The organism is Pseudomonas sp. Kh14 (assembly GCF_900291005.1).
Lineage (GTDB): Bacteria > Pseudomonadota > Gammaproteobacteria > Pseudomonadales > Pseudomonadaceae > Aquipseudomonas > Aquipseudomonas alloputida.
The window spans coordinates 109,998-122,404 of the sequence record NZ_OLKJ01000028.1 but is presented as its reverse complement, the minus strand read 5'-3'; the positions used below and the strand labels follow the sequence as shown (position 1 = coordinate 122,404).

11 protein-coding genes and 1 pseudogene are annotated in these 12,407 nt (G+C 64.0%); 4 read left to right on the top strand and 8 right to left on the bottom strand.

Annotated features, from left to right (window positions below):
- Window positions 1-39: 39 nt before the first annotated feature.
- A pseudogene (locus FQ668_RS14305) lies at window positions 40-408 on the bottom strand (LysE family translocator); the annotation flags it as partial.
- Between the two features lie 131 nt (window positions 409-539).
- Between FQ668_RS14305 and FQ668_RS14300 the strand changes: the two are divergent.
- Window positions 540-1,349: an AraC family transcriptional regulator gene (locus tag FQ668_RS14300; protein WP_019438471.1), complete on the top strand. Its 810-nt coding sequence runs from the start codon at window positions 540-542 to the stop codon at window positions 1,347-1,349.
- Window positions 1,350-1,432: 83 nt separating this feature from the next.
- A complete protein-coding gene (locus FQ668_RS14295) occupies window positions 1,433-2,047 on the top strand; it encodes a LysE family translocator (RefSeq protein ID WP_014591078.1) in 615 nt (204 codons plus the stop codon).
- On the opposite strand, the gene FQ668_RS14290 is transcribed toward FQ668_RS14295, so the two are convergent.
- Entirely contained in the window at window positions 1,995-2,720 is a 726-nt protein-coding gene (locus FQ668_RS14290; RefSeq protein WP_019438472.1) for a serine/threonine protein phosphatase, read from the bottom strand. The two genes, FQ668_RS14295 and FQ668_RS14290, sit on opposite strands and share 53 nt — an antisense overlap.
- A gap of 215 nt (window positions 2,721-2,935) precedes the next feature.
- Between FQ668_RS14290 and FQ668_RS14285 the strand changes: the two genes are divergently transcribed.
- Entirely contained in the window at window positions 2,936-3,679 is a 744-nt protein-coding gene (locus tag FQ668_RS14285; RefSeq protein ID WP_019438473.1) for a carbon-nitrogen hydrolase family protein, read from the top strand.
- Entirely contained in the window at window positions 3,676-3,918 is a 243-nt protein-coding gene (locus FQ668_RS14280) for a hypothetical protein (protein ID WP_014591082.1), read from the top strand. Before FQ668_RS14285 ends, FQ668_RS14280 begins: the two co-directional genes overlap by 4 nt.
- 4 nt (window positions 3,919-3,922) lie before the next feature.
- Here the strand turns inward: FQ668_RS14280 and FQ668_RS14275 are convergent, their stop codons facing one another.
- From FQ668_RS14275 to FQ668_RS14250, 6 genes are all read right to left on the bottom strand, one after another.
- A complete protein-coding gene (locus tag FQ668_RS14275) occupies window positions 3,923-4,423 on the bottom strand; it encodes a methylated-DNA--[protein]-cysteine S-methyltransferase (protein ID WP_019438474.1) in 501 nt (166 codons plus the stop codon).
- Window positions 4,424-4,493: 70 nt separating this feature from the next.
- A complete protein-coding gene (locus FQ668_RS14270) occupies window positions 4,494-5,294 on the bottom strand; it encodes an LPS biosynthesis protein (protein ID WP_019438475.1) in 801 nt (266 codons plus the stop codon).
- Between the two features lie 201 nt (window positions 5,295-5,495).
- The gene (locus FQ668_RS14265; protein ID WP_019438476.1) at window positions 5,496-7,148 is read right to left on the bottom strand and encodes a fatty acid--CoA ligase; all 1,653 of its coding nucleotides are present in this window, start codon (window positions 7,146-7,148) and stop codon (window positions 5,496-5,498) included.
- Complete coding sequence (locus FQ668_RS14260) at window positions 7,148-8,926, bottom strand: acyl-CoA dehydrogenase C-terminal domain-containing protein (RefSeq protein ID WP_019438477.1); 1,779 nt, start codon at window positions 8,924-8,926, stop codon at window positions 7,148-7,150. The genes FQ668_RS14265 and FQ668_RS14260 overlap by 1 nt, the downstream gene beginning before the upstream one ends.
- Window positions 8,919-11,384, bottom strand: coding sequence for an RND family transporter (locus FQ668_RS14255; RefSeq protein ID WP_019438478.1), 2,466 nt, complete (start codon window positions 11,382-11,384; stop codon window positions 8,919-8,921). Before FQ668_RS14255 ends, FQ668_RS14260 begins: the two co-directional genes overlap by 8 nt.
- The gene (locus FQ668_RS14250; RefSeq protein WP_019438479.1) at window positions 11,384-12,394 is read right to left on the bottom strand and encodes a YCF48-related protein; all 1,011 of its coding nucleotides are present in this window, start codon (window positions 12,392-12,394) and stop codon (window positions 11,384-11,386) included. The genes FQ668_RS14255 and FQ668_RS14250 overlap by 1 nt, the downstream gene beginning before the upstream one ends.
- Window positions 12,395-12,407 lie beyond the last annotated feature (13 nt).

Here is a 12,407-nt window from a genome sequence, read left to right as displayed (position 1 = left end):
CTCCGTGAAAGAAAAAATAAATTTATATTAGCAATCAGCAGGCTTGCCGGCCGCCACCCAGAACTCCTGGCGCGCCAGGCGCCAAGTACCGCCTGGGTGATCGCTTGCCACCACGGTCTCGCTCACGGGTGCGCGCCACAGTTGCCAGGCGATGTAGAACAGGTAGGCCGCGCCCACCACCTTGATGGCCAGGAACAGGTATTCGCTGGTATGCAACACCACTGCCAGGCCCATCGCTGCCAGGGCGATCATGCCGCAGAAGGCAAGGATACGGCCGGCGCCGGCCACGCATGCGGTGCGCAGGCCGTAACGGCTGGCGTTGTGCAGTGACAACAGGTTGTTAGGCCCTGGTGCCATGTTCAAGGCGAAGCAGGCGGGGATGAAGAGCAGCAGGCTTGAAAGGTCCATTCTCGTTTTCCTCTGACAACAGCCCTCTATTTCGGTGGGTTTCGGGCCCTGCGGTCAAGTAACAGCCAGCGATAAAAACTGTACGGGTGCGGGGCACCTGTTACCCTGCCGACAATACCGAGGAGCCTGTAATGCCCCGTTCCCACGCCGCCCTGTGGCGCGACCCGGCCCTGGCACATGTCGAAAGCCGGCGCGCCTGCCACAGCCGGGCCTGCTACAAGGCTCACAGCCACCCGACGTTTTCCATCGGTGCGGTGGATGCTGGCCGCAGCCATTTCACCGGGGCTGCCGACGGGCAGCATCACTTGGCACCCGGCACGCTGGTACTGGTCCCGGCCCACCGCGTGCATGCCTGCAACCCGGCCCCCGGCCTGGCGTGGAGCTATCAGATGCTGCATGTGGATGCCGACTGGCTGACGCAGTTACGCCTGGAGTCGGGCCTTGGCGGTATCGAAGCCGGCGAACCGGTGCGTATCTGCAGGGAGGCTGAGGTATATCGGCAGTTCTGCGATCTGAACAGGTTACTGTTTTCCAGTGCCTGCAACGGCGAGAAAGATGCGGCGCTGATTGCTTTTCTTGGGGACCTGGATTTCTCCGCGCACCCACCGCTGACAGCGGCCCCCGCCCTGGAACCAGCTACCTTGAGCGGGTTGCTGGCACGCATCGAACACCAGGACCCTGCGCAATTGAGCCTGGAGGTGTTGGCGCGGGAGGCGGGGCTTGGGCGCTATCAACTGATCCGCGCGTTTCGAGCGGCTACCGGGTTTACACCGCATGCCTACCTGCTGAATGCCCGGGTCAATCGCGGGCGGCAACTGTTGAGTGAAGGCCTGGCCCTGGCGGAAGTGGCCTACCAGCTTGGGTTTGCTGACCAGAGCCATTTCCAGCGGGTGTTCAAGGCCCATGTGGGGGTTACGCCGGGGCAGTACCGAGGAAACTGAAGGCTGCTGCATGTGCAATATTGTTCAATACGCCAGAACAGGCCCGGCAGCAGACTGCGGTTTTTTCCGTAGAGCAGCCCCCAATGCAACAATTCATGATCATCGCCCTCGCCCACTTCCTTGCCCTGCTCTCACCCGGCCCGGACTTTTTCCTGGTCGCACGCAACTCGATCAACAGCGGCTGGCGCATCGCCAGCGGCGCCTGCCTGGGCATAGCGCTGGCCAATGGCGCGTTCATCCTCATAGCCTTCACCGGGCTTTCAGTACTGCAGGAGGGCAGCCCGCTGTTCACCGCCCTGCAACTGGCCGGCGCCAGCTACCTGCTGTACATCGGCGTGCTGTTCCTGCGCCATGCCGGGCAAACCAGCCTGGGCACAGTAGCAGGCAGCCAGCGGGTTCATGGCTGGTGGCGCAGTTTGGGCATGGGCTTCTTGTCCGGCATCCTCAACCCCAAGAACGGGTTGTTCTATGCCAGCCTGGCCAGCATGGTCGCCAGCGTCAGCGCCGGCTGGAAAATGGCCTACGCCGTATGGATGTTCAGCATCGTCCTGCTCTGGGACTTGCTGGTCGCCGTGGCCATCGGCAACCAGCGGGTACTGCGGCGATTCGCCCGCAGCCTGGCGTGGCTGGAGCGGGCCTCGGGGATCATGCTGGTGATGTTGGCAGGGGCGTTGTTGCTGCATCTGGCTCGGGGCTGACCCGTTGCAAGGTGCGCATGTCGACCAAGGTGAAATGGCCGCTGGCCCATCCCCCCGTATCCAGGTGCCACACATTGCCCAGCAGCTTGGCCTCCAGCACTGGGGTGTGGCCAACCAGCAGGGCTCGCAGGCCCTGCACCGGTTGGGTGTCACCCTCTTTCAGGCGCCGACGCGACCACTGGCACACTTGGCGCACCTCAGGGTCGTCATCCAGTTCCAGCCAGGAGCGTAATACCGCCCAGTCGGCAAACGGACTGTCTGCATGCAGCAGGCCTACCAGACCATCCGCACTCTCCACTTCCATGGCAATCGGCAACTGCTCGAAACGCTCCACGAAACGCAGTTGCTCGCGCCGCGGCAAGTCGAGGAACCAACCACCCCCGGCGGCGCGGTACATGCCCAGGTCGAGCCGCCCACCGCGCACGCGGGTGATTGCCAAGGCCTCATGATTGCCCTGGACGGCATGGAACCAAGGCTGGGCCAGCCATTCCAGCGCTGCCTCGCTGTGCGGCCCACGGTCGACCAGGTCACCTACGCTGAACAGTCGGTCCACCGCCGGATCGAACCCTACCGCATCCAGGCATTGTTGCAGGCGCTGGAAGTGGCCATGGATATCGCCCACGGCCAGATCCCGTCCCCGGATATTGGCGATCAGCCGCCGAAACCGTGCCATTACAGTGTTCCTCCGCTGGTAGCACCCTGCCCGCCTTCGCGCGGGCCCTGCTCATGGCGCTGTCACTGGACAGCATGGCACAAGGTACCGTGGCTGCGCAGGTGGTGGGGGGCGTTTTGCTGCGCCCCCCAGGCTTCCTGAAAACCCTTCACTGGAACAGGCGTTGGTGCCGGTAGTATGCTCGGCACGTCAATCTTCACCAGGGAATGGTTCTGATGAAACTGTGCGCCGTACAACTGGCGTCGCTCAAGGGCGATTTGCCAGGCAACCTCCAGCGCCATCTGGTTTGCATCGAGCAGGCTGCGGCCCTGGGTGCCGAACTGGTGGTGTTCCCCGAGCTGTCGCTGACCGGCTATGAGCCGAGTGTGGCGCGCCAGGCCGCCCTGCCCGTCACCTCCGCGCGCCTGGACCCGCTGCAGGCAGCCTGCGACCGCCTGGGCATTACGGTTGCCGTGGGCCTGCCATTGCCGACACCCGACGGCATACGCATCGGCATGCCCATCTTCTGCCCTGAGGCGCCGCGCCAGGTCTATGCCAAGCAGCGCTTGCATGATGATGAGCTGCCTTACTTCACCCCAGGTAATCAGGCATTGCTGCTGGAGGTGGGTGAGCACCGCGTGGCGCCGGCGATCTGCTACGAATCGATGTTCATGGCGCATGCCGCCGTGGCCCGCGAGCGCGGTGCCGACCTGTACCTGGTCAGCGTTGCGAAAACCGCCAAGGGTATCCGCGAGGGATATGCGCACTACCCAGAGGTGGCACGCGAGCTGGGCATGCCAGTGTTGATGGCCAACTGTGTAGGGCCGGCCGACACCTTCATCGGTGCTGGCGGTTCTGCGGCATGGGACAGCCAGGGGCACTTGCTGGCCAGCCTGGATGGCCACAGTGAAGGGCTGATCGTACTCGACACCCGCAGTGCCAGCGCGATCACCCTGCCCTTGAACCCGTACCCTGCATGATCTATCTGTTTCTAGCGTTGTTGAGTTACGCCAGCACCTACTGCCTGGTCGGCTTGCTGATTCAGGGTCAACTTGCCGATGTGGCCGAGGGCTTGCGCCATCGGCCCGATGCGCCTACGCCCGGCGAGTACCTGCGTGAGGTCGAGCCCCGCGCACGTCAGGCCCGGCGGCAATACACCCTGATCGCCGGCTCGGTGCTGGCCGTGCTGGCCTGCCTGATCGCCAGCGGGTTCGGTTGACGCCTTACAGGTCCAGCGCCAGGCTTTGCCGCCCTTCCAGCGCCAGCAGATACTGCTTGGCCGCCAGGCCACCGGCAAAGCCGGTCAGGCTGCCCGACGCGCCGATTACCCGGTGACAGGGGGCGATGATTGAAATCGGGTTGCGGCCATTGGCAGCGCCAACCGCGCGTACCGCCCTAGGATTGCCGAGCTGCCGGGCAATATCGCTGTAGCTGCGGGTTTCGCCGAACGGTATCGCCAGCAACGCGGCCCACACCTGGCGCTGGAACTCAGTACCGGCAAAGTCCAGTGCCAGCTCGAAACGCTGGCGCTTGCCGTCAAAGTACTCGCCCAGCTGGCGAGCGGTTTCCCGCAGTACCGGGCACTGGTCGTCCCGGTGCAGGGTGCCCAGGCGTACGCGGTTTTCCCGCTCCTCTTCCCACAATACGGCTGCCAGGCAATTGCCACGGGCCACAAGGGTCAGCATGCCGACGGGCGATGGCATGATCGTGAATGCGCTGGACATAGCAGGCTCCTGCAGGTTGCGATCGGCCCACTGTACGCATCCACAGTCTTTGATGCACCCGCTTTCTTGCTCAGTTCATTGCGCAGCCGGCAATGCGTCGCGCCTGGCTGAGCGTGACCTTGGGTATCAGCTCAGCGGGAATGCGTGATGTTGCCGACAGGTTGTAGACGTGGAAATGCTCGCTGACCACTTCCCTGGCCATCAGCTTCAACGACGGCAGGATGCGGCTGTCCCAATGCTGGTCGAGCCCGCACGGCGAAGACGGGCCCTGGCCGTCCTCGTAAAAGCGCCCGACGCTCTGGTCGAGGTCAACCCCCACCAGCAACACTTCCTCGAAGCCCAGGTGATAGGCCAACTGCAAGGCTACGTAAGCCACCGTGCGGGCATCGAAAAAGCCATGGGCCATGTCTTTACTGAAGGCGATCGAGCGGCTGCGTTTGCTCCACAGTGCCCGGTTGCACACGCAACTGTCACCATGGCCGCGCAAACCGTCCAGCAGGCTCGGCGTGTCGGCTTTGTGCAAGGCATAACACTGGGTGTGGGCTGGCACATCGGCACGCGCATACTGCTCTGGCCACAGGGCCAGGCGTTCGCTGTCGCGCACGGCAGTGGCAAACAAGGCCGGCTGTTGCTGGCAAAAGCTTTTGTCGGTGCACACGTAGAAGAAGGGTTTGACGCCGTGTTCGGCGGTCATGGCGACCGACCCATTCATGGTGATGATGGGCAAGTGCGCAAACTCGCCCAGCGGAAAATGTTTGGCAGAAGCGCCGGAGGCAAGGATCACCACGGGGCCCTGCTGGGAATTGCGACACGCCTCGAAACCGGAGAACGCCCCGCGTTCAGCGCTTGGCTGCGACGGAAGTGTGTTCATCAATGGCATCTTTAACTGGACAGTACAAACCACAATACTGATCCGTGTATATGCCGTGGCCGCTTTTACCTAACTTTACCTGGGTGAACTTAAGTCAACCGCCACTCCCTTGTTTGGCGGGGTTTTGGGGCTGCGCGCTGGCAAAGACCACGTCAGCAACAAGACGGGGCGCAAGGCGCCCCCAAGCATCGCAAGCCACCTCTACATTGCAGTCTGGCGAATGCGTTTCTTGTCGATCTTGCCCACACTGGTCCTGGGGATCTCGTCCACACACCGCACCTGCCGTGGTACGGCCCACTTGGCCAGGTGCCCGCTGTCAACGTACGGCTGCAGGTGCCTGGCCAATGCCGGCTGGTCCAACTGCACACCGTCATGACAGACCACCAAGGCCAAAGGTTGTTCCCCCCACTGTGGATCAGGAATACCGATCACCGCGACCGAGGCGACGGACGGGTGCTGGCTGATCAGGTTTTCCAGCGCCACCGAACTGACCCACTCGCCACCGGTCTTGATCACATCCTTGATGCGATCGCGGATGCGCACCACGCCCAGCGGGTCGATACAGGCCAGGTCACCGGTATGCATCCAGCCACCCAGCCACAGCGCCGCGCCTTGCTCCGGTTCGTGCAGGTAACCCTGGGTCAGCCAAGGCGCGCGCACCACGATTTCGCCAAGGCTTGCACCATCGTGCGGTACTTCCCTGCCCTCGCTATCGACGATACGCAGGTCCACCAAGGCAATTGGCACACCGGCATCGATGCGCAGCGGCAGCTGCTGCGCCATGGGCTGTGCCAGCAAGTCGGTGCTCAAGTGGGTGATGCTGAGCAGCGGGCAGCTTTCCGACATGCCGTAGCCACAATGCACACTGATGCCGCGTGCGCTGGCACGCTGGGCCAGGCTCAGCGTCAGGGCGCTGCCGCCCAGCAGCATCTTCCAGCCGGTCAGGTCGGTGCAGCGCCCTTGCTCGCTGTCGAGCATCATTTGCAGCACCGTCGGCACGCAATGGGAGAACGTCACTCCCTCGTCATGGAACAGGCGCACCAGGCGGTTGGGCTCGTATCGCCCGGGGTAGACCTGCTTGATGCCCAGCGCCGTGGCCACATAGGGCACGCCCCAGGCATGCACGTGGAACATGGGCGTGATCGGCATGTACACATCGCCGCTGCGCAGCAGCGGTACCTCGCCACACGCGGCCAAGGTGCCCTGCTCGACCAGGGTATGCAAAACCAGTTGCCGGTGGCTGAAGTACACCCCCTTGGGGTTGCCGGTGGTGCCGCTGGTGTAGAACAGTGTGGCCAGCGAGTTTTCGTCGAAGTCGGCAAATTCGAACTGTGGCGCTGCAGCCGCCAGCATGGCTTCGTATTCGCCCAGCAAAGGCACTGTCTGCGCGGCGGCAGCGCCGTCGCTGAGGCGGATGATGCCCTCGACTGCCGGCAGGTCGGCGCATAGCTGCTGCATCAATGGCAGGAAGTCGTCATGCACCAGTACCCACCGATCCTCGGCGTGGTTCATGGTGTAGCGCACCTGCTCGCTGGACAGCCGCACGTTTACCGTATGCAACACTGCCCCCAGCATCGGTACGGCAAAGAAACATTCCAGTGCCCGGTGGCTGTCCCAGTCGAGCAATGCCACCGTGTCGCCAGGCTTGACCCCGGCCGTGGTCAGCACGTTGGCCAGCCGTTGGATGCGTTGCAGCAACGTGGTGTAGGTGTAGCGCAGCTTGTCGGCGTAGACGATTTCCTGGTTGGGCTGGTAGCGCACACCCGACAGCAGCAGGCGTTTGATCAGCAGCGGATAGGCATAGGCCTGCTCGGCCCGGGGCATGACGCGAGTGGTGAGCATGTTGGCGGCCATCACAGTTGCTCGGCCTTGAGCAGGTACAGGCTATCGCTGCCGGCCCTGACACTGGCGCTGAGCGAGTGGATGCGTGGTAGCAGGCGTGCAAAGTAGAAGCGCGCGGTGCCGAGCTTGCTCAGGTGGAACGGCTCTGGTGCCGCCTGGCCCTGGCACACCACGGCCATGCGCGCCCACAGGTAGGCGTAGAAGGTGTAGCCAAACACGTGCAGGTACTCCACCGCCGCCGCGCCAAGCTCGCGCGGGTTGCCTTGGCTGCGGTCGAGCAGCCAGGCACTCAGTTCGTCAAGGTTGTGCACGGCAGCCAGCAGTGGCGCACTGAACTCGGCGTGCGCCACTGGCAGCGCCTGGGCAAAGCTGACGATTTCGTCAGACAGGCCACGGTAGGCCTTGCCACCATCACCAAACAGCTTGCGCCCTACCAGGTCGAGCGCCTGGATGCCATTGGTGCCTTCGTAGATCTGGGTAATGCGGCAGTCACGAATCAACTGCTCCTGGCCCCACTCGCGGATATAGCCGTGGCCACCCAGCACCTGCTGGCCGTGCAGGGTAGTCTCCAGTCCCATGTCGGTGAGGAAGGCTTTCGCTACCGGCGTAAGCAACGCCACCTTGGCCTCGGCATTGGCGCGTGTAGCCGGGTCGTCGCTGTATTTGGCCATGTCCAACTGCAACGCCACGTAGGTGGAAAATGCCCGCCCGCCCTCGTTCAGCGCTTTCATGGTCAGCAGCATGCGGCGTACATCCGGGTGGACGATGATCGGGTCGGCATACTGCGACGGCGCTTCGACACCCGACGGCGCGCGGCCTTGAAGACGATCACGGGCATAAGCGATGGCCCCCTGATAAGACCGCTCGCCCAGCGCCAGCCCCTGGATACCCACGCCCAGGCGCTCGTAGTTCATCATGGTGAACATGGCATTGAGGCCCTTGTTCGGCTCGCCGACCAGGTAGCCGATGGCGCCGTCGAAGTTCATCACGCAGGTGGCCGAGGCCTTGATGCCCATCTTGTGCTCGATCGAGCCGCAGCTCACTGCATTGGCCTCGCCAAGCACGCCGTCGGCGTCGACCAGCACCTTGGGCACCAGGAACAGCGAGATGCCTTTGGGGCCGGCCGGTGCATCCGGTAGCCGCGCCAGCACCAGGTGGATGATGTTCTCGGTCAGGTCCTGCTCGCCGCCAGTGATGAAGACCTTGGTGCCGCTGATGCGGTAGCCGCCGTCGGCGAGGGGTTGTGCACGTGTGCGGATCAGGCCCAGGTCGGTGCCGGCGTGGGGCTCGGTCAGGCACATCGAACCGGCCCAACGCCCTTGGTACATGGGTGGCAGGTACAGCGCCTGCAAAGCCTCACTGGCATGGTTGAGCAGTGCCAAGCAGGCCCCGGCGGTCAGCATCGGGTACAGGCCAAACGACAGGTTGGCGGCATTGAGCATCTCTTCGAGTTGGGCACCGATCACCTTCGGCATGCCCATGCCGCCGTAGGCCGGGTCACCGGCGACACCTACCCAGCCGTCAGCGGCAAATGCCCGGTAGGCATCGGCGAAGCCGTCGGGCGTGCGTACCTGGCCAACCTCCCAGCGGCAGCCCTGCTCGTCCCCACTGCGGTTGAGCGGCGCCACTCGCTCGGCAATCAGCTTGCCGGCCTGCTCGAGTATGGCCCTGGCAGTGTCACCATCGACCACCTCGGCCAGGTCGGGCGTTTGCGCCCACCAGGTCGGGATGTCGAACACTTCGTTGAACAGAAAATCCATGTCGCGCAGTGGCGCAAGGTAATCAGACATGAGGCGAGCACTCGGTTTCTTGGGTTTGAGAAAGCGCCGGCGCCTGGGCATCGGCAGCTGCCGGGGCGCCCTGGCCACGCAGGAGGAAGTGCGACAGCGCGGGTATCAGCACCAGCGCGCCGAGCATGTTCCACAGGAACATGAAGGTCAGCAGCAGGCCCATGTCGGCCTGGAACTTGATTGGCGACCAGGCCCAGCCGGCTACGCCAGCGGCCAAGGTGATACCGACCAGCCCCACCACCCGACCGGTGAAGGCCAGGGCTTTCTGGTAGGCGTCGGCCAGGCTCAGGCCGGCGCGCTGGTAGTGCAACTGCACGCTGAGCAGGTACAGCGCGTAGTCCACGCCAATGCCCACCCCCAGGGCGATCACCGGCAAGGTGGCGACCTTGACGCCGATGCCCATGGCCACCATCAACGCCTCGCACAGCACCGAGGTAAGCATCAGCGGCAGGATTGCCACCAGCGTCGCTCGCCAGCTGCGGAAGGTGACCAGGCAGAACAGGGTCACCGCCAGGTACACCAGCAACAGCATGCGGTGGTTGGCCTCGCGCACCACCTCGTTGGTGGCGGCCTCGATGCCCGCGCTGCCGGCGGCCAGCAGGAACTGGTGATCAGCACTGCTGTTGGCCTGGGCGAAGCGCTCAGCCGCTACAGCCACCTGGGCCAGCGTGTCGGCGCGGTGGTCCTTGAGGTAGGCGATCACCGGCATCAGCGAACAGTCGTTGTTGAACAGCTCCGGGGCGTTGACCGAGGCTTGCTGGGCGGCGTAGTTGAGCACGTCCTGGTTGCGCTGCAGGCTGTTCAGGCGCGCGTTGCCTTCGTAGGTACCCGCAGTGATCTGGCGCACCGCGTTTGCCAGCGACACGGTGGTCTGCACACCCGGCAGTTGCTGCAGCTCCCAGGCCAGGCGGTCGGCGAGGATCAATGTCTGGTATTGCAGGCAGCCTTCGGGGGCCGTCTTGACCATGACCGCGAAGGTATCGCTGGACAGTGCGTAGTGCTGGGTGATGTAAGCGTTGTCGAGGTTGTAGCGCGAATCCGCACGCAGCTCGGGGGCGCCACTGTCGAGGTCGCCGATTTTCAGCTGGAGGCTACCCCAGGTGCCAAGGGCGGCCAACGCCAGGGCAGCCAGCAGTGCAGCACTGGCCCACTTGCGTTCGGTGAATCGGTCAAGCAGCGCCCACAGCCGGCCGAAGCCACGGTGCTGATCCGCGCGAGCATCGATACGTAGCGCTCGCTCGGCAGCCTTGCGGCCTACACCGACATAGGACAGCGCCACCGGCATCAACAGCAACGAGGTAAAAATCAGCACCGCCACACCAATGCTGGCGGTGATTGCCAGGTCCTGGATCACCGGAATATCGATCAGCATCAGCACCGCAAAGCCCACGGCATCGGCCAGCAGTGCGGTGACCCCGGCCACGAACAGGCGGCGGAAGGTATAGCGGGCGGCAATCTGCCGGTGCGTACCGCGGCCTATGTCCTGAAGGATGCCGTTCATCTTCTGCGCCGCGTGCGACACGCCGATGGCAAAGATCAGAAACGGCACCAGGATCGAATACGGGTCGATGGCATAGCCCAGCCAGGCGACGATACCCAGCTGCCATACCACCGCAGTCAGCGAACACACCACCACCAGCAAGGTGCTGCGCACACAACGGGTATAGCAATAGATGATCACCAGGCTGGTCAGCACAGCCAGCGCAAAGAACGCCATCACCTGGATCAGGCCGTCGATCAGGTCGCCCATCAGCTTGGCGAAGCCGATCACATGAATGCGGTACTGGCCGCTGGCCTGGTACTGACTGCGCAACTGTTCGAGCTTTTGCGAAAAGACATGGTAGTCCAGGCCTTTGCCGGTGGCTGAGTCCTGGTCGAGCAGCGGCACCACCAGCATGCTCGACTTGAAGTCGCGCGCTACCAGGCTGCCGACGATGTTGGCACGCTCGATGTTCTGCCTTAACTGTTCGATATCACCGCCTGCGCCTTGATACCCGTCAGGCATGACCGGCCCGCCCTGGAAACCCTCCTCGGTAACCTCGGTCCATCGCACCGCCGGGCTCCACAAGGACTTCACCCATGCCCGGTCCACGCCTTGGCTGAGGAACAGTTCGTCGTTGATATGGCGCAGGGTCTGCAGGTAACCCGGGTCGAAGATATCACCGTGGGTGTTCTCTACCACCACCCGGACCGCATTGCCCAATCCGCGCAGCGAAGCGCGGTTTTCCAGGTAGTTCTGTATGTAGGGGTGGCTCTGCGGCAGCATCTTGTCAAAGCTGGGGCGCAGCTCCAGGCGCGTCGCCGCCATGAAGCCGAGCACCAAGGTTGCCAGCAGCATGCACAGCAGAAATGGCCAGCGATGGTTGAACACCAGGCGTTCCAGGCAATTGCCCGAGCGTGGGTCGAAATCGGCGAGGTTGCGGATTACCGGAAGCGTATCTTGGCGGGTAGCGGCCATCAGGGTCTTCTCTTGTCAGGATGCGGCGTGGGGTTACCGGCCTGGTTGCGCACGCCACGCTCGCCCACCAGCACCAGGCCGTTACCGGCATCGCTGACGAGTGCGGTGACTGGGCTGCGGGGGCTGTGGGCTACCGGCTTGAAGCTGGCGCCGTCATCGCGGCTGAGCAACAGGTCACCGGCCTGGCTGGCAAGCCAGAACTGCCCGTCACGGTCGATACCGGCGGCGGTGAGGCTGGCGTTGATCCCGGTGTCGATCAGTTGCCACTGCTGGCCGCCATCGGTACTGCGGTAGGCGTGGCCGCGCAGGCCGTAAATCAGCAGCACACCGGGCTTGCCAACGACGCCGAACAGGGTGCCGGCGTAGGGTGTGACGACGCGGACGAAGCGCTTGCCGTCCCACTTCAGCAACAGGCCCTGCTCGCCCGTGATGAACAGCTCGTCGCCCACCGCGGCCAGGCTGGTCAGGTGCAAGCCTTGCGGGTTGTCGCTGTGGTCGAGCCACGGCTGCCAGTGCTTGCCGCCATCGGTGGTGCGAAGCAGCAGGTTGAACACCCCCACCGCGTAGCCCGTGCGGGCATCGCCGAACCACACGTCGAGCAAGGCATTGTCGGTGCCCGCGCCTGGCAGCTGTTCGGCCAGTACCCGGCCGTCCAGCTGTTTTTGCCAGTGCATGCCACCGTCACGGCTGTGCAGGACCACACCGTCATGGCCCACCGCCCAGCCCAGCTCGGGCGTGGCGAAGCTCACCGCATTCAGGTCGGCGCTGACCGGCACCTGGGCTTGCTGCCAGTGCGCGCCGTGGTCATCGGAATACAGGATGTGCCCGCGCGGGCCGACCGCGACCAGGCGCTGCCCGGCCAGGGTCACATCACGCAGGGCGCTGCTGCTGGCAAGGGCGCTGGGCATGGCGGGCACATCCAGCACATCGGTGAATGGCGCTGCCTGGGCCGCGCCATGCAGCGCAGCCAGGGCCAGCATCACCACGCTGCATCGTTTGAAGACAGACATTGGAACCTCTGCT